This window comes from Microbacterium sp. CnD16-F, assembly GCF_024124465.1.
GTDB lineage: Bacteria > Actinomycetota > Actinomycetes > Actinomycetales > Microbacteriaceae > Microbacterium > Microbacterium gawkjiense.
Map to the genome: position 1 here is coordinate 1 of NZ_JAMXSA010000021.1, position 18,532 is coordinate 18,532.

At 65.5% G+C, this 18,532-nt stretch carries 22 protein-coding genes and 2 pseudogenes; 18 read left to right on the plus strand and 6 right to left on the minus strand.

From position 1 onward, the window contains the following. From NH287_RS07625 to NH287_RS07650, 6 genes and pseudogenes are all read left to right on the plus strand, one after another. A pseudogene (locus NH287_RS07625) lies at window positions 1–237 on the plus strand (recombinase family protein); the annotation flags it as partial. A gap of 6 nt (window positions 238–243) precedes the next feature. Then, window positions 244–1,626 (plus strand): Mu transposase C-terminal domain-containing protein, encoded by a 1,383-nt coding sequence (locus NH287_RS07630; RefSeq protein ID WP_016463903.1) that lies wholly within the window; start codon window positions 244–246, stop codon window positions 1,624–1,626. Further along, on the plus strand, window positions 1,626–2,435 hold the full coding sequence (locus tag NH287_RS07635; protein ID WP_016463902.1) for an AAA family ATPase: 810 nt from the start codon (window positions 1,626–1,628) through the stop codon (window positions 2,433–2,435). The genes NH287_RS07630 and NH287_RS07635 overlap by 1 nt, the downstream gene beginning before the upstream one ends. A 186-nt stretch (window positions 2,436–2,621) precedes the next feature. Further along, the gene (locus tag NH287_RS07640) at window positions 2,622–3,233 is read left to right on the plus strand and encodes a recombinase family protein (protein WP_253035108.1); all 612 of its coding nucleotides are present in this window, start codon (window positions 2,622–2,624) and stop codon (window positions 3,231–3,233) included. Further along, entirely contained in the window at window positions 3,230–3,499 is a 270-nt protein-coding gene (locus tag NH287_RS07645) for a hypothetical protein (protein ID WP_253035109.1), read from the plus strand. The genes NH287_RS07640 and NH287_RS07645 overlap by 4 nt, the downstream gene beginning before the upstream one ends. Window positions 3,500–3,777: 278 nt before the next feature. Continuing rightward, window positions 3,778–4,581, plus strand: coding sequence for a hypothetical protein (locus NH287_RS07650; RefSeq protein ID WP_253035110.1), 804 nt, complete (start codon window positions 3,778–3,780; stop codon window positions 4,579–4,581). Here NH287_RS07650 and NH287_RS15440 read toward each other — a convergent pair. The 3 genes from NH287_RS15440 to NH287_RS07660 form a co-directional block, all read right to left on the minus strand. Next, the gene (locus NH287_RS15440; protein WP_121061282.1) at window positions 4,578–4,775 is read right to left on the minus strand and encodes a helix-turn-helix domain-containing protein; all 198 of its coding nucleotides are present in this window, start codon (window positions 4,773–4,775) and stop codon (window positions 4,578–4,580) included. The two genes, NH287_RS07650 and NH287_RS15440, sit on opposite strands and share 4 nt — an antisense overlap. After that, a complete protein-coding gene (gene nrdH, locus NH287_RS07655; RefSeq protein ID WP_121061284.1) occupies window positions 4,772–5,020 on the minus strand; it encodes a glutaredoxin-like protein NrdH in 249 nt (82 codons plus the stop codon). The genes NH287_RS15440 and nrdH overlap by 4 nt, the downstream gene beginning before the upstream one ends. Window positions 5,021–5,271: 251 nt before the next feature. Next, window positions 5,272–5,577: a hypothetical protein gene (locus NH287_RS07660; RefSeq protein ID WP_253035111.1), complete on the minus strand. Its 306-nt coding sequence runs from the start codon at window positions 5,575–5,577 to the stop codon at window positions 5,272–5,274. Window positions 5,578–5,801: 224 nt separating this feature from the next. Between NH287_RS07660 and NH287_RS07665 the strand changes: the two genes are divergently transcribed. Genes NH287_RS07665 through NH287_RS07675 form a run of 3 tightly spaced genes read left to right on the plus strand, consistent with a single transcriptional unit; the run spans window position 5,802 to window position 8,678 of the window. After that, on the plus strand, window positions 5,802–6,197 hold the full coding sequence (locus NH287_RS07665) for a MobC family plasmid mobilization relaxosome protein (RefSeq protein WP_253035154.1): 396 nt from the start codon (window positions 5,802–5,804) through the stop codon (window positions 6,195–6,197). Window positions 6,198–6,235: 38 nt separating this feature from the next. Continuing rightward, window positions 6,236–7,861 (plus strand): relaxase/mobilization nuclease domain-containing protein, encoded by a 1,626-nt coding sequence (locus NH287_RS07670; RefSeq protein WP_253035112.1) that lies wholly within the window; start codon window positions 6,236–6,238, stop codon window positions 7,859–7,861. Further along, window positions 7,851–8,678, plus strand: coding sequence for a hypothetical protein (locus NH287_RS07675; RefSeq protein ID WP_253035113.1), 828 nt, complete (start codon window positions 7,851–7,853; stop codon window positions 8,676–8,678). The genes NH287_RS07670 and NH287_RS07675 overlap by 11 nt, the downstream gene beginning before the upstream one ends. 316 nt (window positions 8,679–8,994) lie before the next feature. Here NH287_RS07675 and NH287_RS07680 read toward each other — a convergent pair whose 3' ends face one another. Continuing rightward, a complete protein-coding gene (locus NH287_RS07680) occupies window positions 8,995–9,288 on the minus strand; it encodes a hypothetical protein (protein WP_253035114.1) in 294 nt (97 codons plus the stop codon). Between the two features lie 407 nt (window positions 9,289–9,695). On the opposite strand from NH287_RS07680, the gene NH287_RS07685 reads away from it, so the two are divergent. The 6 genes and pseudogenes from NH287_RS07685 to NH287_RS07710 all read left to right on the plus strand — a co-directional run bounded on the left by NH287_RS07685 (window position 9,696) and on the right by NH287_RS07710 (window position 14,312). Continuing rightward, window positions 9,696–9,845 (plus strand): hypothetical protein, encoded by a 150-nt coding sequence (locus NH287_RS07685; protein ID WP_253035115.1) that lies wholly within the window; start codon window positions 9,696–9,698, stop codon window positions 9,843–9,845. Beyond that, window positions 9,842–10,273 carry a hypothetical protein gene (locus NH287_RS07690; RefSeq protein WP_253035116.1) on the plus strand — a complete coding sequence of 144 codons (432 nt, stop codon included), beginning with the start codon at window positions 9,842–9,844 and terminating at the stop codon, window positions 10,271–10,273. The genes NH287_RS07685 and NH287_RS07690 overlap by 4 nt, the downstream gene beginning before the upstream one ends. After that, a complete protein-coding gene (locus NH287_RS07695) occupies window positions 10,263–11,354 on the plus strand; it encodes a hypothetical protein (RefSeq protein WP_253035117.1) in 1,092 nt (363 codons plus the stop codon). The genes NH287_RS07690 and NH287_RS07695 overlap by 11 nt, the downstream gene beginning before the upstream one ends. Window positions 11,355–11,459: 105 nt before the next feature. Beyond that, window positions 11,460–12,637, plus strand: a protein-coding gene (locus NH287_RS07700) for an IS3 family transposase (protein ID WP_374209367.1) whose coding sequence is annotated in 2 segments (ribosomal slippage) — window positions 11,460–11,726 and window positions 11,729–12,637 — 1,176 coding nt in all. Because the reading frame shifts where the segments join, the coding sequence is not laid out codon by codon here. A 78-nt stretch (window positions 12,638–12,715) separates the two neighbouring features. Further along, window positions 12,716–13,872: pseudogene (locus NH287_RS07705) on the plus strand (IS3 family transposase); the annotation flags it as partial. Window positions 13,873–14,042: 170 nt separating this feature from the next. Continuing rightward, window positions 14,043–14,312 (plus strand): hypothetical protein, encoded by a 270-nt coding sequence (locus NH287_RS07710; protein WP_253035118.1) that lies wholly within the window; start codon window positions 14,043–14,045, stop codon window positions 14,310–14,312. A gap of 733 nt (window positions 14,313–15,045) precedes the next feature. Here NH287_RS07710 and NH287_RS07715 read toward each other — a convergent pair. Together NH287_RS07715 and NH287_RS07720 are read right to left on the minus strand one after the other, a co-directional pair. Further along, on the minus strand, window positions 15,046–15,324 hold the full coding sequence (locus NH287_RS07715; protein ID WP_253035119.1) for a hypothetical protein: 279 nt from the start codon (window positions 15,322–15,324) through the stop codon (window positions 15,046–15,048). An 8-nt stretch (window positions 15,325–15,332) separates the two neighbouring features. Continuing rightward, on the minus strand, window positions 15,333–15,785 hold the full coding sequence (locus NH287_RS07720) for a hypothetical protein (protein ID WP_253035120.1): 453 nt from the start codon (window positions 15,783–15,785) through the stop codon (window positions 15,333–15,335). Between the two features lie 349 nt (window positions 15,786–16,134). Here NH287_RS07720 and NH287_RS07725 point away from each other — a divergent pair, with 349 nt between their 5' ends. The 3 genes from NH287_RS07725 (at window position 16,135) to NH287_RS07735 (ending at window position 18,432) form a co-directional block, all read left to right on the plus strand. Beyond that, complete coding sequence (locus NH287_RS07725) at window positions 16,135–16,389, plus strand: CopG family transcriptional regulator (RefSeq protein WP_253035121.1); 255 nt, start codon at window positions 16,135–16,137, stop codon at window positions 16,387–16,389. A gap of 101 nt (window positions 16,390–16,490) precedes the next feature. After that, window positions 16,491–17,558, plus strand: coding sequence for a DUF3800 domain-containing protein (locus NH287_RS07730; protein ID WP_253035122.1), 1,068 nt, complete (start codon window positions 16,491–16,493; stop codon window positions 17,556–17,558). 73 nt (window positions 17,559–17,631) lie between these two features. After that, window positions 17,632–18,432, plus strand: coding sequence for a hypothetical protein (locus NH287_RS07735; protein WP_253035123.1), 801 nt, complete (start codon window positions 17,632–17,634; stop codon window positions 18,430–18,432). The last annotated feature ends 100 nt before the right edge of the window (window positions 18,433–18,532 follow it).

Below are 18,532 nucleotides of genomic sequence, written 5' to 3' on the forward strand. Positions count from 1 at the left end.
CGGGAGCTCATCGTCGAACGGGTCAACGCCGGCATCGCAGCCGCCCGAGCGAACGGGACCCGGTTTGGCCGGCCTCTGTCGGACCCGGTCGTGATCGCGGACAAGCTCGCGATTGCCGCGGATGCGCGAGCGCGCGGCCGCACCGCCGAGGACGCCGCTCGTCTCGTCGGGTGGAGTCGCGCGACGCTCTACCGCCATCAGCAGGTCCATGCGGCCCGCGAGAGCGCAGCGATGTAGCGGCTCATGGACGGCCTCGAGCGGTGGCGGATCCTCCGACTTCACGTCGAAGATCAGATCCCCCTCGCGGCCCTCGCCCGCGAGAGCGGCATCGGCACGCGGACGCTCCAACGCTGGCATCAGCTCTACGAGAAACACGGGCTCGCAGGACTCGACGACACCGCACGAAGAGACAAGGGCAGCCGACGCACTGACCCCGCAACCGTCGCCGCCATCGAGCGGCTCGCCCTGACCCGGCCTCGTCCGTCAATCGCGACGCTGCATCGACTCATCGTCGAAGAGTGCCTACGCGAGAGTAGGCCGGCGCCGAGCTACGCGACCGTCCGAGAAATCGTGCAGGCCCTCGACCCCGCACTCGTCACCCTCGCGTTGGAGGGTCCCGCGTCCTACCGCGATCGTCACGAGCTGGTGTTCCGCCGTCGCGCACAACGGCCGAACCAGATCTGGCAGGCCGACCATACCGAACTCGACATCCTCATCATCGGCGCGAACGGGAAGCCCGACCGGCCCTGGCTGACAACCGTCATGGATGATCACTCCCGCGCGATCTGCGGATACATGGTCTTCACCGGAGCGCCCTCGTCACTGAACACCGCGCTCGCGTTGCGGCAGGCGATCTGGCGAAAGACCGACCCCGCGTGGGCGATGTGCGGAATCCCCGATGTGCTGCACGTCGACCACGGCTCCGACTTCACCAGCCACCACCTCGAACGCACCGCCATCGAGCTGCACCTACGGCTCATCTTCTCGACCGTCGGCAGGCCCCAGGGGCGCGGCAAAATCGAGCGATTCTTCGGCACCATCAACACCGAAGTCCTCCCAACCCTCCCCGGCCACCTCGGCCCCGGGAACCGCAACCCGCAGCCCGTGCTCGACCTCCCGGGCCTGGACCGAGCGATCGGCGCCTTCATCGCGACCTACAACCAGCGCACCCATCAGGCGCTCGGCATCTCCCCACGCGACGCATGGGTCGCGGACGGCTGGATACCCCGCATGCCCGACACCCTCAACGAGCTCGACGGCCTGCTGCTCACCGTGCCCACGCATCGGACCGTGCAACGAGACGGCATCCACTTCCAAGGCCAGCGCTATCTCGCGCCCACCCTCGCACCGTTCGTCGGACACGCAGTCACCATCCGCTACGACCCCCGCGACCTCTCCGAGATCCGCGTCTACGACCACGGCACCTTCATCTGCGTCGCCGTCGACGAAGCCCACCCCAACACCCGCCTCAGCCTCCGAGACATCGAAGCCGCCCGCCGCGCCCGCCGCCACGAACTCCGCCGCACCATCAACGACCGCATCCCCACCATCGCCCACCGCGAAGAACCCCACCTCGCGGACTCGACCCCGCCCAAGAAACGACTCCGCACCTACGAGGAGGAGTGATGACCCAGAGCTTCATCGTCACGAAGGAACACCGCCGCTTCACCGAGTTCGCGAACGCGGTGAAGAAGGAACGCACCATCGGCATCTGCCACGGTGACGCTGGAGTCGGAAAGACCAACTCCGCCCGCCGCTACGCCAACTGGGACACCCTCCAGCCTTTCATCACCGCGTGGGGCCCGAGGAGCGAGGACGACGCGAAACACTACGCGCTCGCGCATCGCTCCCGCACCGTGTTCTACACACCCGAGGTCCTCCCGCGACCCAGAGACCTCATGGGAGACATCAGCAGATGGCGTGTCAAAGTCGGCATCTGTATCGACGAGCACCTCCGCACCATCGGGAAAGTCACCGGAGTGAACACCGCCGACACCACACGGTGGGTCGAACTGCTCATCGTCGACGAAGCCGAGCGCCTCACGCCCACCGCGCTCGAGCTGCTTCGCGACGAACACGACCGTACCCATCTCGCGATCATCTTGATCGGCATGCCCGGCATCGACCAACGCTTCCGCCACTACCCCCAGCTCTACAGCCGCCTCGGGTTCTCCCACCGCTACCGCGCCCTTGGCCGAGACGAACTCCTCTTCGTCCTCGACCGACACTGGACACGCCTCGGACGCACCCTCAACCCAGACGACTTCACCGACGCCCAAGCCGTCGCCGCCATCGAACGCATCACCCGCGGAAACTTCCGCCTCCTCGAGCGCTTGTTCCCCCAGATCAACCGCATCCTCAAGATCAACGAACTCGAGACAATCACCGACGACGTCGTCGAAGCCGCCGCCAGCGTACTCGTCATCGGGAGCTGACCGGCGCCACCGAACGATCACAGAACACCGCCATCAAGCGAGCAACTCCACACCCGACGACCCCGACACGCCGAGGATGGATCCACCGAAAACCCCCACCGAAACCCAAACGCACCGAAACCTGTGCGCTACCGTTTTCGGTGAAGCCCGTCGACGAGTGACGGCGGATACCGGGGGGAGTGGCGTGTGAATATCGTCGGCTATGCCCGCGTCTCGACGAGGGATCAGAACCCCGCCGCCCAGGAGGCCGAGCTGCGTGCAGCCGGCGCCGGTCGAGTATTCATCGACCACGGGGAATCGAGCCGAGTGAGCGATCGCCCGCAGTGGATCGCTTGCCTCGACTATCTCCGACCGGGGGACACCCTTGTCGTTCGCGCTCTCGACCGTGTCGCCGGCAGCGAGGTCATGGCGATCGAGCTCATCCGGGATCTCGCCCGCCGCGGCATCCGCCTGCGCAGCCTTACCGAGCCATTCCTCGACGTCGACACGTCGACGCCGATGGGGGAGGCGATCGTGGGCATCATGGCCGTTCTCGCGCAGTTGCGGGTTTCGACGATCCGAGACAACACTCGCCGCGGCCTCGAGCACGCGCGCAGCCAAGGGCGGGTCGGAGGCCGGCCCTCGGTCATGACTGACGAGCGCACCGCGGCCGCGGTGCAGATGCGCGACAACGGTGACAGCGTCGCGAAGATCGGGCGCACGCTAGGCGTCGGCGCATCTAGCGTCGCTCGCGCTCTCGACCGGTACTACCGCGAACAGCTTCAACAGACGACGACGAAAGAGAGTGAGACCACATGATGAACCGTGACGCAGCAGACCAGGTGGTCCAGTCCACAGGCGTCCTCGCCATGGCCTACTACCCGGAGATCCATGCGGACGATGCGGACTACTCGATCGGTGACGACGTCGACTTCGTGCTGTCCGATGCCGGCGAGCTCGAGCCCGCCGACATTGCGGCGCTGCGCGACCTGGTCGCGCGGACGATCATCGACCCGACGAATCACCGCGAAGCACTGATCGAGTACGTGTTCGGACTGGTGCCTGACGGGGGAGAGAACTCCTGAGCTCCGACGACGCTTCCGAGGACGCCGCCGCACGTAAGCGTGCCCAGGACCGGCGTTGGCGCGAGGCGAACAAGGAGCACGTTGCCGCGCTGCGAAGAGCCTGGCGCGCCAACAACCTCGAGCGACACCGCGAACTTAATCGCCTCTCGGAACGCCGGCGGTGGGCTCGCAAGCGAGCGGCTGAGGCGCGGCGGGAGAAAGGCCGACGCTGGTATGCCGAGCATCGAGAGCAGGAGCGGGCGCGTCAGCGCAAGTTCCGGCAGGAGCATCCCGAGAAGGTGCGCGAGTATCAGGCGCGCTACAAGGAACGGCATCCCGAGCGTGCGGCCGAGGGCGCTCGGCGCCGCTCCCAGGCGCACCGTGACCGATACCCGGAGCTGACTCGCGAACGAGAGCGCGCCGACGCTGCGCGCCGTCGCGAAGCGGACCCTGACCAGTTCAGGCGCTGGTACCAGCAGAACCTCGAGCGCGAACGAAAGCGAGGCCGCGAAGCGGCGCAGCTGCGCCGCCGGCTGACAAAGCTCGGACTCCCGCCGCGGGAGATCCATAAGACCTACGCGGCGGACCGTCGCAAGAACGCGGCCGCCGCTGACGCGTTCTTTTCACGTCACAGGCGGATCAACGATCAGATTCGGATTCGGGCTGAGTCCTTCGAGGCTCTACCTGGACACCGCGCGGCCGTCGAGTTCCGCGCCCGGTATCTGGCAGCCGGCGCTATCGAGAAGGCCGACGCACGGGACCGTGAGGCGCGCGCCCGCGCAATCGTAGATTCGGCCCGGCAGAGGCTTCCCGCTAAACAGCTCGAGCAGATCACCGAGGACGTCCGCATGGACTCGGTCGCGCGACAGCTGCGCGGTGCCACCCCCTTCAACATCGGCGCTGAAGTGCAGCGACGAGTACACGAGCTCGTGGTCGAACGGGCGTTGCGTACGCCGATCGACGCACACGAGCGCGACGAGATGCACCGACTCATCCGAGCCAGCTTTCCCCTCCCGGCGCAGAGTCGGACCGAACGCCCCGCAGCTCAGTCCCGCCCGCGTCGAGCGCGCGAGGGATCACAGGACCGCGGGCACGAGCTCTAAGCGGCAGCGCGCTCAGCAAACGCTTCAACGCTCTCTCGCACGTACCGAATGAGCCCACGGCCCACATCGTGAAAGTCCGGGCCAGAGCCCGTGGCGCGCATCGTCCGAAGTTCGGACACGTCGACTCGCAGCGCCTCCGCAGCCTCCGCCGGCGTCAGCAGCAGCGGAGTGTCGACGACCGTGCCCGCGCTCATCGTGCAGCTCGCTTCTTGGCGACGTCGTCGATCTTGTCGGGACGGAAACCCGACCACGACTGATCGACCGTTTCCACGACCGGCGCCTGCAGAAACCCGGCCGCCTTGAGCCTCGCCAGAGCCTCGGGATCGGTCGACAGGTCGACGACCTCGAACTCGATCCCGGCGGCTTCGAGTGCGCGCATCGTGGCCGTGCACTGCACACACCCCTCGTTCGAGTACACGGTGAGCGGTTCATTCTTCATCGCAGTTCTCCCTTTCACACCTCATTGCCTTTCGGCGAAAGTCGAAACACTGCGGTGGGGGAGCGCAGGCAAGGGTCCGTGGAATACCGGACTGAGCGCAGCGAGGGAGGATATGCCGCGAAAGCCCTTGCCGGAGCGACTACAGCGCGTACCATCCAACGGCCGAAAGGCAACGAAGTTGCCCCATGCAAACGGTCCCCGTCGCGCAAAGCGCGGAGGGGACCGTTTGGAGGTACTGCGGCCGAAGGCTGCTACTCAGAAGAACCGAAGTCAGCGACGACCGTGCGCCGCTTCGAGCGAGGTTTGCGCGAGGCCTGACCGGGTGCGCGCGCACCCGTAGCGCGCAGATCCTTCTCGCTCCATCCGGCGGCAAGAGCCGCTTTCCAGGCGCGGTCATGGGCGGCTGTCGCGTCGTTCAGGCGCGCCTCCGCGGCATCTGCCTCGTTCACCGCAGCGACCAGCTCGCGCACGGCGTCAACCTTCGCGTTGACGTCTGCTTCGATCAGCTCGCGTGCGCGTTGTGCGGCTTCATCTGGGTTCAAGTTCGCGTCGCTCATGGGACCGACTCTAACGAGCGGATCAAGAGCAGATCCACGGGCAGGTTGCCCTCTAGCGGGATCATCCGCGTTCGACCACGTTCTGCGCTGGGCGGGACCGCTCGCAGAGCAAGCTATAGAGTTAGGTAACCTAACTCTGGACTCCCGGCGTCGCGGTCGGCATACTGGTCGTATGGTCCCCGCTGGTTGGCGGGTTCGCTGCGCTGGGCCGAGAGGACGTGATCATGCCGGAGCAGAACGAGCGGAAGCTGTTCGGCCGGCAGCGTCGTGCGAACTCTGCGACGCCGCGTGACGCGGGTCGCTATGTGGTCAAGACCAACGCGGACGAGGATGCGAAGCTGCGCGCTCGCGCCGTCGTCGCGGGCGTCACCGTTCCGCGCTTTCTGGTCGAGGCGGGCATGAACGCGAACGTTCAGACCAGCACGGACCAGAAGCAGCTGATCGCGGAGTTGTTCGCGTTGTCGCGGACGATGGGCACGGTCGCGAATAACGTGAACCAGCTCGCCCGGTACGCCAACACCGAGGGCGTTTTCCCTGCCGAGGCGGAGCGCGTCGTAGCGGAGTACCGGTCGCTCAGCGCCCGGATCGACGACACCATTCGGAAGCTTGCGGGCGCATGATTCCGAACATCACTCGCGGATCTCGCATCGTTGGTCTGATGACCTACCTCGCGGGCGAGGGACGCGCCAACGAGCACACGGAGCAGCACCTTGTCGCGGGTGATCACGCGATCATGGCCCGTCACGGGTACGCCGTTCTCGACGCCGCTGCGGCGCGCGAGATTGGTGTCGCGCTCGACACACCGCGCGTCGCTTACGGCGTCGAAGTGACCCGTCAGGTGCGCGTCGCTGACCCGGAGACGGGCGAGCTGCATAGCGAGCGCGTGGCCGCAGATGTGTGGCACTGCTCACTGTCGCTGCGTGCCGAAGAAGGTCAGCTCAGCGACGAGCAGTGGGGCACGATCGCGCAGCAGTTCGTGGACCGCATGGGCTTCACGGAGGCATCCGGGAAGGCTCCGTGCCGGTGGGTTGCGGTTCGTCACGGTCTCTCCAAGAACGGCAACGACCACGTTCACATCGCCGTTTCACTTGTGCGTGAGGACGGCACGAAAGCGACGACGCACAACGACTACAGGCGCGCTCAGGAGTTGTGTCGGACGCTCGAGGTCGAGCACGGTCTGATGCCCGTCGACTCTCGCGAGCGGGGCATGGGAGAGCGTGGCGTGAAGCCCGCCGAAACCGAGCGGGCGGCACGCACCGGTGCGGTCGAGGTCGACGCCCACCGGCTCGAGCGGACCGTCAGGGCCGCAGCGACGGCATCCGTCGACGAAGGCGAGTTCGTGCGTCGAATGCGATGTGCCGGTGTCCTCATCCGGCCGCGGTTCGCAGCTGGCCGCGACGACGTCGTTGCCGGCTACTCCGTCGCTTTGCGACCCGCCGATAACGAGCGGCCGGTCTGGTTCGGTGGAGGGCGACTTGCCCGCGACCTCACCCTCCCGCGCCTGCGGGAGGGCTGGCCGGACAGCCCTCAGACGGCGCAGGGCGCGGTGGACGAGTGGCGAGCCACGAGCAAGAACCCGTGGCAGTACCGTCCGGTCGCTCCTGGCCGCGAAGAGCACGCTCCCGACCCGAAGCTGTGGGAACAGTACGGGCGGGAGTTGCGCGAGCTCAGGGCGCAGCTGCGGGAGGTACCGGCGACGGACCGAGCCACGTGGGCGCATGTCGCGCGAGAGACCGCCGGCGCATTCGCCGCGTGGTCGCAGCGCGTTGAGGCAACGCCGGGGCCGCTCGCTGAGACGGCCCGAGAGCTGTCGCGCAGCGCTCACATCCGCGCCCACCAGTCCAAGCCGAAGCCCGTCCGTATGGGCTCAGCGTCGGGCGCCGCAATGGTGCTGATGCAAGCCGCAGTCGGCGGCGAAGGCCCCGCCGCCGAAGCCATCTTGTTCCGTCAACTCGGCCGTCTGTCGGTCGCGCTGATCGACGCACACAAGGCGGCGGGCGATGCCCGCCGCGCAGAACAGATGAGCGAGTCCCTGCGACGCACTCTCGAAGCGATCGGTGAGCGGATGCCCGCCGACGCACGCACAGCCGCGGCGCCCGCGACCACGGCGACGCTCTCCCCAGAGGAAGAAGCGGTACGTCGCGCTCAGCGCGGACTCGCCGCGCCCGGCACCCGGTCACCGCTGCCGAACACACTCACCCCCCGGCCCCGAACCACGTCCGACACGTCACGTCAGCAGGGCGGCCACAACGGAAGAGAAGGAGACCACGATCATGGTCGATGACACAGACGGCGTAGGCGAGACGTTCGACAACTCCCTGCGCATCGCGCTCACGGTCGCCTCCCAGTTCGGGGAGCGGTTCGCCCGGCTCCGCGAGGAATGGAACCGCCAGCGGGAAGCCGCAGCCACCCAGGAAGCACTAGAGCTGCAGAGCAGGCTCGACGCCGAACGCGCGGCCGTGCGCGGACAGCTCGCCGTCGTCGACCAGCCGTCCTGGTGGGACCGTGCGGACGTTCGCGACATTGCCGACGCGCGAGAAGCCGCCGTCGCGTGGCGGGACCACGACGACGTCGCGGCCCGCGCGAACGAGACCATCCGCCGCGAAGTGCAGGACCGGTACGGCATCGACGTCGACGCCGCCGGCTCCGACCCCACAGCGGTGGCAGACGCGCTCCGTCGAGCCGAAGCCGACCGCGCGCAGGCGCGCGAGGAGCAGCGCCGATCCGGTGAAGAACTCACCGCCAGTCAGATCCTTCTCATATCTGCCGAGGCGCGTGACCGCGACGCGGACGCAACCGCCGAACGCGCCTACGAGACCGATGACCCGGCCGCCGCGTCCGAGTCGACCAGTCAAGAGCGGGAGGCTGCAGCCGAACGATCGCAGGCCGCAGGCTTCTACGACAGCGCAGAGCGCCGCGCCGAGTTCGCGCGTTCGCTCGAGGGAACCGCATCGGCCGCGGAGGTACGCGGCCGGGTGCTCGCAGACACCGGCAACGCCCGGAGCCCGCGCGAGGCGGTCGCAGCGAAACCAACATCGACCTCGAATGCTCGGAAAAGCCGAGCGGTAAGTCAGGAACGCAGCCGCGGCCTGGGGCGGTGATATCAGGTTGATAGCTTCGGGGGCGGCACGACGAGCGCGCGTGCACAGGAACGAGGCCGTTCTCGAGGGTGCAAGACCGTTCATTCACCTCTATATCGATGTCACGCCTGAACGGCTGGCAGCTTTCACCTCCGCCAGTGATGAGGAGAAGCTCGCGACGCTCAGTGTCCTCCGGGAACGAATAGTCGACAGCGGATCGATCCGGGTCAGTACACCTACAGCCCCACCGCCTGCAGCGACAGCGCATCCGGCGCCGGGGGCGGGCAAGGAGCCCCCCGCGTCCTGATGGCGCAGGGGGCTCTTCGCGTCCAGGTTGTCAGGCTGGCACAATGATCTCGATCTGCGACGAAACGAACGCGCGGTCACCGGTCGCGTAGACGTCATGATCGGGCATGCTGACCCACAGATAGACGAGGTCATGGATCTCGATCTCCCAACTGGGCCAGGAGGCCTCGCCCACGGCCATCTCCCGCGACATCAGAGCCTCATCGTCCACTCTCTCTCGCTCGCTGCGGGCGAGCTCGATCGCAGCGTCGATGCTGCTGCTTGCATGGACGTCATCGGGACGCTGAGGGATTACCGGAGTAGCACACCCACCCGGCAACTCCATAGGCGACTCCTGTCGTCACCTTGACGAAGGTGACTTTCCCCTCCTGGCTGAAGCTCTTGAGTCCGGAGACCCATCCGGCGCCGCCGAAAGGGGCCAGCCCGCTGAGGTTGTAGCTCTTCGTCGAGAAGGCCCCGGGCTGTCCTGACGAACCCACCAGAGCAGCCCTGACGGGCCGCTCGACGCGCACGCTCCGCGCGCACTGTTCTTTCATCCCAGGGTCGAGCCGGAAACTCCGAGCCTAAGTCAGCTCCGCCGGCTCCGTTCCCTCCGGTCGCTATTTGCAGACTCCGCCCTCCGCTGCGCTCCGGGCTCCGCTTAGCAACCGCTCCCTCCAGGCACTGCGCCGACTCCGCTGACACCGGCACTACGTGTCCGGCCCGACGCCGGGAAAACGGAGGGGAGAGGCAATGGACTTCAGTTGCATCGACTGTGGAGCCATCGCGACGCGCGAGGTAGAAGACCCGATCGACGACGACCGGTACCCCGTGTGCGTCTGGTGCGCCAACAGCTACACCGCCGCCGGATACACCACCCACCTGGCGGGAGCGGCCCAGTGAGCACCGACCTCGCGACCCTCTTCACCTGCGCCCTGCGCATCCGCGCCCGCGTCGGGTACGTCGAGCGCACCACCAACGAAAGCGTCCGCCGCGAATGGGAAGCCCTCGACGCCGAACTCACCGCCCTCGGAGTCCCCACCTACGACCGTCACGGCCCCTCCACCCCCGGCCGCGCCTGGTGGACGGCCCAGACCACCAGCGGCCGCATCATCGGTCGATGGGCCGAATCGTTCGAGGAAGCCGCCCTCGAACTCTCCCTCGCCTGGGACGAACAGCTCGCCTGGTGCGTGCCCGACACCGCCCTCGACATCGACCGCCGCTACCCCGGACCCCGCCATGAACACCCTGCTGCGCGAAACCTTGGGGGCTCCATCGAGCCAGTGGCAATCCGACCCGTGGTTGCCTCACCATGGAGGGGTGACTGCTGAGCGTTGCCGATCCACCGCCGATCCTGCCGAGCCCCTTTCCGATGCCGAGCTGCTCATCGGCCTGGTGGTCTCACCATCCCTGAGTGCGGTGCTCGGCCCCGAGGTCACCACCTCGGTGCGCAAGATTTTGGTGCAGCGGTATCCGGGAGTGCGCTGGCAACTGAAGATGGCCGAAGACCGGCTGGTCGATCCACCCACCGAGACCTTGGACCTGCTGGAGGCGGCCCGAAACCGCGTGCTGGAGGAGAACTGGGATTTGGCCGTGGTGCTCACCGAGATCCCCCTGAAGACCGGCCGACGTCCGGTGCTCACCCAGCTCAGCCCCGTGCACGGGGTAGGGCTGGTCTCCGTCCCAACCCTGGGACCCGTGCACGTGCGGCAGAAGGTGCAAGAGACCACCGTGCACGTGGTCGGGCAGCTCCTGGGCTACGACGCCGAAGACCTCAACGCCCAGCGGGATCTTGCTCGAAGAGCCCACCAGCTGTCCACCGATCTCGACGAACGCCCGGACGACAACGTCGTGCAGTTCACGGCCCGAGTGCTGAGCGGCAACGTGCGGTTGCTGCTGGGCATGATCCGCGCCAACCAGCCTTGGGCCTTCGTGGCCCGGCTCTCCCGGGCGCTGGTCGTGGCAGCGGCCACCGGCATGCTGACATTGGTGGCCTCGGACCTATGGGTACTGGCCATGGCCTACGGGCCGGTGCGCCTGGTCCTCCTGGCGGTGATGGCGATCGGGGCGGTGAGTGCCACCCTGATCCTGGGAGCCGACTTGTGGGAGCGCCCACGGCGGCGAGCCCAACGTGAGCAGGTGATCCTGTTCAATTTGGCCACCACCGCGACCGTGGCCATCGGGGTTGTGGTGTTCTACCTCGTCTTATTCATCCTGTCCTGGGTCGTCGCGCTGCTGCTCATCGACGAGCAGGTACTGGCCGGTGTCGCCGGTCACCCAGTGAACGCTTTGGACTACGCGAAGATCAGCTGGCTCACCGCCAGCCTGGCCACCGTGGGCGGAGCTCTAGGAGCTGGACTGGAGGACGAAGATGTGGTGCGCGCCGCTGCCTACACCCGGTCCAGCACCTGACACAGCCCCAGCACAGAAGAAACTGAAACATCTACGGGGCGTGAGGAACGAACCGGTGACAACTGATCGTTAGTTCCGGGAGGCGCTGGCGGGGAGGATGTCATCATGCCCGGTCCTTATCCCAGAGAGTTCCGTGAGGACGTTGTCGCGGTCGCCCGGCGTCGTGAGAGCGGCGTCACCATCAAACAGATCGCCACCGACTTCGGGATCAGCGAAGCGACGTTGCAAAACTGGCTTCGCCAGGCCGATGTCGAGGACGGCAACCGTCCCGGTCAGACCGCCGCGGACGCCGCCGAGGCTCGCGAGTTGAAGAAGCGGATCCGACTGCTCGATCAGGAAAACGAGGTCCTCCGCCGTGCGGCGGCGTATCTGTCGCAGGCGAATCCGAAACTCGGTGGCTCCCCAAAATGACGTACCCGCTCGTTGCTGAGCTCGCCGATGCGGGGATTCCCGTGACGGTGTCGTGCCGGGTCCTGAAGCTCGCCCGCCAGCCTTACTATCGCTGGCGCAACGACCCGATCCGTGACGCGGACGTGCTCCGGGCGTATCGGATCAACGCGCTGCATGATGCCCATCACGAGGACCCGACGTTCGGCTACCGCTACTTGGCCGACGAAGCCCGTCGGGCGGGGTGGCGGATGAGCCGGCGGACGGCGTGGAAGCTGTGCTCGCAGGCTGGGATTCTCTCGTCTGCGCAACGGCGGCGACGTGGGAAGGGAAAGAAGGCCGGCCCGCCCGTGTTCGATGACCACGTGCAGCGGGTGTTCCGCGCCGATGCGCCCAACCGACTCTGGCTCACGGATATCACGGAGCATTGGACTGCCGAGGGCAAGCTCTATTGCTGCGCGATCAAGGACGTGTTCTCCAACCGGATCGTCGGGTATTCGATCTCGGATCGGATGACCGCGAAGCTCGCAGTCGATGCCGTCCGAAACGCCGTCGCCCGCCGCGGTGAAGTCGCCGGCTGCATCCTGCATGCCGATAGGGGCAGCCAATTTCGTTCACGAGCGATGGCTCGCGAGCTGCGCCGCCACGACATGGTCGGATCGATGGGCAGAGTCGGCGCCGCCGGGGACAACGCGGCAATGGAGTCGTTCTGGTCGCTGCTGCAGACGAACGTTCTCAACCAGCAGCGATGGACGAACCGGCAAGAGCTGCGCCTGGCCATCGTCGTGTGGATCGAGCGGAAGTACCACCGTCAGCGAGCTCAGGACGCCCTCGGCGGGTTGACGCCCATCGAGTTCGAAGCCAAGCTAACCGAGCCGCTCACACTCGCGGCCTAAACCACACCTGACCTGCCCCACGGAAAGGGTTCCAGTTTCGGTGGCTAACTGGTGGCCTGATCCGGAAGGCTCGTCCTCATGCCCCGTCCCTATCCGCCGGAGTTCCGTGCGCGCGCCGTCGCGCTCGTGCGTGCCGGCAAGCAGGCCAAGCAGACCGCTGTCGAACTCGGCATCCATCCCGTCACGCTGTCGAACTGGATCCGCCGGGACGATATCGACCAAGGCCGCCGGCCTGGGGTCCCGTCCTCGGAATCGGCGGAGCTGCGCGCCGCGAAGCGCCGCATCCGCGAGCTCGAGACAGAGCTGCTGATCGTCCGACAGGCAGCGAAGTTCCTCGACGAGGAGCGCCCCCGCCCAAAAGGCTCTTCCCGGTGATCGACCGTCTCGCCGACGCCGGGATCCCGATCGACCGTTGCTGCCGCGTCCTCGGGGTTGCCAGGCAGCACTACTACCGAGTGAAACGGAAGCCCCTGACCCAGTCCGAGCTGCGCCGCCAGTGGCTGACCGGGCTGATCCGGGAAGTGCACGTCACCTCGCGCGGCACCTACGGCTACCGCCGCGTCCACGCGGAGCTGACCATGGCGATGGGTGTCACCGTCAGCGACAAGACCGTGTTCAAGCTGATGCACGAGGTCGGGATCTACGGGCTTCCCGGGCCGGCACGCGCCAAACGCCTGCGCGGCGTTGTCACCTCGGACGACCTCGTGAACCGGAAGTTCTCCCGACCCCGGCCGAACGAGCTCTGGGTCACGGACATCACGCAACACCGCACGCGGGAGGGCTAGGTCTACTGCGCCGCCGTCCTGGACGCCTACAGTCGCCGCATCATCGGCTGGTCGATCGACTCCAAGCAGGACACCACGCTCGTCATCAACGCTCTCGACATGGCCATCCGCAATCGCCGCCCCGCACCGGGCGGAATCGTCCACGCCGACCACGGAACGCAATTCACCTCCTGGCTGTTCGGGGAGAAGATCCGCTCCGCCGGGCTCCTGCCCTCGTTCGGATCCGTCGGCGACGGGCTGGACAACGCGATGATGGAAAGCTTCTGGTCATCGATGCAGATCGAACTGTTGAACCGGAAGAAGTGGAAGACCCGAGTCGAACTCGCGAACGCGATCTTCGAGTACATCGAGATCTTCCACAACCGTCAGCGCCGACACTCCGCGCTTGGCTACCGCACCCCGATCGAATACGAGACACTCGCAACCCCGACTGGCACCAAATCCGTGGGGCAGGTCAACCTGGCTCGTCCGAGCCAGCTTTCCCACCCACGCGCAGCGCCGGACACAACCGCCTTCAACCCAGGAGCGCTCGCAACGACTACGCGCGGGACCGCAGGACCACGGGTACGAGCGCTAGCAGGCTCTCCGAGCGTTTCCCGGTGCGTCGATATGCTGTCGGCGTGACCGACGATCGACTGAACCTCCGCACACGGCGCGAGATTTTGGCGGGCTACATCGCTGTGCTCGACCGCCCGGAGAAGCTCATAGAACTCTGCTCAGTCGCTTCAGATGATCCGACTGAACTTCAGCTGGCTGTGGCGAGGGCGTTTGATTTCAGCCCGCTGGTGGCTGAGGCCGTTCTGTCTATGCAGGTTCGACGCTTCACGCCGGCCGAACGGCGGAGGATTCTGGACGAGCTTGCCGGCGTTGACGCCCAGCTTGGGCAGTAGCGAACGCCGCGAAGGACGACGTCAGCTGGATAGGTGGCCCTCCGTTCGACCGTTAAAATGTCCCCCAGAAGGCCTACAGAGAAACCTTTGTGTGGCGCCTAGGGTGAGGGCAAATCACATGGAATAGGACGGGAGTCCAATGCCCAAAACAAAGCGCGCCGGCTTCGGGGCGGTGCTCGCGGCTGTCTCACTAGCGGTGGGTGGCATCGCGATTGGTGCACCTGCGACGGCCTCGACCAACGTCGAGGTGACAGGTGATGTCGCGGCCCGTGCAGTGCTTAGCGCTTCAGGTACCCAGACCTGTCCGGCAGGGCGCCACGTCTACGTCAGAGCGACCCTCAGCTCTCCGGGCACCCTGACGTACTACACGTCTCGGGGCCGAATTCACCAGGCCTATGCCAGCTTCCACTATTGGACGTACCCGGGCGACGGTGGTCAGACCCTCAACTGGCGAATCACGTCAGACGTGAACATCGAAGAGGTGGCGGACGGATGCACCACCAATTGACCGTTTGAGCAATGAGGGGGACCGACCACATCTGCTTCGATCAGCTCGCGTGCGCGCTGTGCGGCCTCATCAGGGTTCAACTTCGCGTCACTCAGCACCCCCTACCACTAGTCAGGTCACTCGAATGCCCACAAGACGCCACGAAGGGCCTACGGTGCCCATATTTAGACGAGGTTCACCTCACTTATCCACAGGTACCTGTCTCCGAAGTGCGCAACGGCGTTCCTATCGCTTCTTTGCGAAGAAGAACCCCACAGTTGCTGCGGCGAGGGACTGCAGCGGCGACAGGGCGGCGACTATGGCGGTGAATCGCTCCTGATCGATCCAGCCCACCACTACGGCGTACACGAGGTAGGCGTAGAGGACGACGGTCGAACCGACGATGCCCCACGCCAGGCTTCGGCGCGTGTCCGCCTCGTGCTGCCAGCGCTTCTTCTTGCCTCTGACCACCATCGTCGTCTGAGGGACGATGGTGGGGTTATCGGCTTCTTCGAACTCGCTCATGGTCGTGATCAGTCGTCTTCGAGAACCTGGCAGGCGATGATGGGCCAGAGGCCTGCGCTCGGGACCGCATGCTCTTCGATATCCCCGATGCGTGACTTCGTCAGAACCGGCGATGGCGAGGCGTCACTTGCAGCGATGACTAGCTCGGAAACGGAAGCCTCGTCGAGGGCCTGGATAAGCGGGCGAAGAACGTGGTGGGGGATCTCGGTGGGGCCATTGATCCGGGCTTCACCATCGCCGCCCGACACCGCAAAAATGTCGAGGAGCCCGGTAGCGTCGGGCTCCTCGTCACAGTTGAACAGGTGACGCGACTCATCGCGGACCGGCTCATGTTCACGGGCATCGGGCATCGCCCTAGCAACCAGATGAATCTGCGAGTATCCCGCGCTCATCATCCAGTTGATCAGTTCCTCGATCAGGTGATGGGGGATGAGCTCGTCTTCGCTCTCGTCATCGCTCATAGTTCGGTCCTCAGGTTCAAGCTTTTGGGGGAGCCCTTCGGGTGGGCGGCAGTTCAGGTGACTCATAGACTACCAGGGGGTGTGTCGCACGTGTACATAAAATGTGTACCCCATGCTGTAAATCGTGATAACTTGTTGTTTGTGAAGCACATCACAGAGCTGTAACCGACCCAGCAGCTCAACGCGGACGAGAAACCGGCCTGGCCTTCCAACCCAGCGCCAACCTCTCTCAAACGAAGCGCCCGCCCCTCGCGTCGTTTCGTCGCGCCCGACTCTTTCGACTCGGGCGTCTCGTGCTTTCATCCTCGGATGGGAGCGCTATTCGCGTAAAACCCCGATAGGAGATCCCGTGAGCGACCACGATGCGACCAGTGAGCGGCGTGCAACTACGCAGCAAGAACTCGTCCGCCTCAGCGTCAACATGAACCCCGAGACTGCCGAAGCGCTCAAGCAGTTCGCTGCCAGCAAGCACCTCTCGTACACCGAGGCGGTCCGGCGAGCAATCGCGATTGCCAAGTACATCAGTGATGAGGTCGGCGAGGGCCGGAAGGTCCAGACCGTAGATGAGAACCGCAAGGACGTCCGAGAGCTCATCCTCATCTGAGACGGATGAATAGGAGGGGGTGGCCCAGATCGGGCCACCTCCTCCTTCTCTTTGCGCGACGCTCAGAACGCGCAGGAACGCTCTCGTGCCACTATGAGCGGATGACGGCAGAGACTACGAACAGCAGGGCAAAGCAGCCCTTCATCGTTGCTTGCGATGAGTCGGGAAACGACGGAGAAAACCTCCTCGCAGGAGGCTCTCGCTTCTTTGTTCACGCAAGCGTGGCCATTAGTGACCTCGATGCCACGGCCATCATGACTGAGGTTCGAGCAAAAACCGGGAGTGGGAGCACCGAGCTCAAATCCAAGACGCTGCTGCACCCGAAGAACCATGCCACCGCGAAATGGCTGCTGGAGCATTCGAATCTGAAGGGTTCCGCGTCCCTCCACTTCACAGACAAGCGCTACTTCCTCGTCTCGAAGCTGTTCGACGCCACAATCGAAGAACTTGCCCACGAGGACGAGTACGACATGTACGCCGACGGCGCCGCTCTCTGTGGCGCGAACATTCTGTTCTTCACCTCTCCGACCCTCTACGGCGCGCGGTGGGACGCGCTGTTGGTCGCGTTTCAGGACTTTCTTCGCGCCAAGTCAACGCCCGAAGCAGCGGCCACCCTCAAAACGTTTGACGACCGCGTTGTCGACGTGCGGGACGCCGGCGATTCGGCCGGGGACATGTTCCTCGGCCTGATTCATGCAGGCATCAAGCACCTTCGGACCCTCTCCGAGTTGCAGCTCGGGGAGGGCATCGACCACCGGCTGCGCACTCTTGATCCCCTGATTCCTGCCCTCGGCGCTACTGTCCTGCATTGGGCCACCCAGTCGGGCAACGCTGTCGAGGTGTTGCACGACGAGGCCAAGGAGTTGACCCCGGAACGCATCGAGGGGATGAAACAAAACTTGGCTGCGCCTGAAGTTGTCTCCCCGCACCGAGCAGGCAAGGGCGTGGAGCTCATGTCCGTCACTTTGGTCGACTCAAAGCTGGAAGCCAGAGTGCAGGTCGCAGATCTGCTCGCCGGGCTCGGCAGGAGGGTGCTCGAAACGGAGAGCACTGGGACGCGTCACCCGTTGACCCCTCTTGTGGAGGGGTACGTGAGCAAGCTGAGCATGTTGCCGAACCCTGAGCTCATGAATCCAGAAGCCGCGAAGGCCGTCGCTCAGAGCATGTGACGACTACTCGAGGCGACTGTGTTTCAACAGGGCCACCTCGAAGCCGCGTCACCCGGTGTGCCATTCTCACTACGTGGCTGCCGAACAGATTGTGTTGATGACCGCTCCTCAGTGGTGGGAGGTCACGGCTGCGCTCGCTACGGCGATTTCCGCTGTCGTGATCGCCTGGCAGGCATTCCAGACTCGCAAGTCGGTTGCGGCCTCGGAGAAGGCGGTCTCGGTAGCCCAGGCAGCCCTCGTCGAGAGCCAGATCGCTCGGATGGAGAACGGCGTCCCGCAGATCAGCGTCTTTCCGACCGGCTACATCGACCCAGCGACTGCTGTAGTCGTCATCAGGGGCGAGGGCTTCGATAGCACTGTGCGCAGGCCGACAACGGATAGCGACGTCTTCAAGCTCCCGCGAGACGCTGGCACCTCTATCGAAACGGCCTACTCATTCACGGCACGCAACGATGGGCCGAGCTCGGCAACACTTCGGTTCATCGGGACACGGGGCGTGTCCATGAACCCTTTCCGAGAGCAGCTGCACCCCGGCGAGTCGGTGGAAGTAGATGTGACCATCTCACGGACTGTCGCTGAGTGGGTCCAGCTCGTCGATGACGTCAATTCCAACGGCACCCGCATCGCGAAGCGCGCCGCGGTGCTTCAGGTCAACTACAAAGGGCCCCGCGACGCCGATGTGGACGAAGTCCATCGGATCGTCGTAAGCGGGTCGCTTCTGATGCCTGTAGAGGACGCAGAAGGCGATTGGCGACCGCATCACCACCCCTTCGAAGATCAGACTTTCGGGGTAGATATGCCCACCGTCGAGCGCACCTACTGGCGGTCCAGGAAGGCTAACGAAAAGTTCGACTCCGTACTGCCGGAACAGTGAGGGGAGACGCCCACCAGGGGCGGCCACGTCAGTCTTCTGACATAACGCAGATTATCGGCATACGGCGGCACGTCACCGATGCGGAGGCGGATCGCCCAGC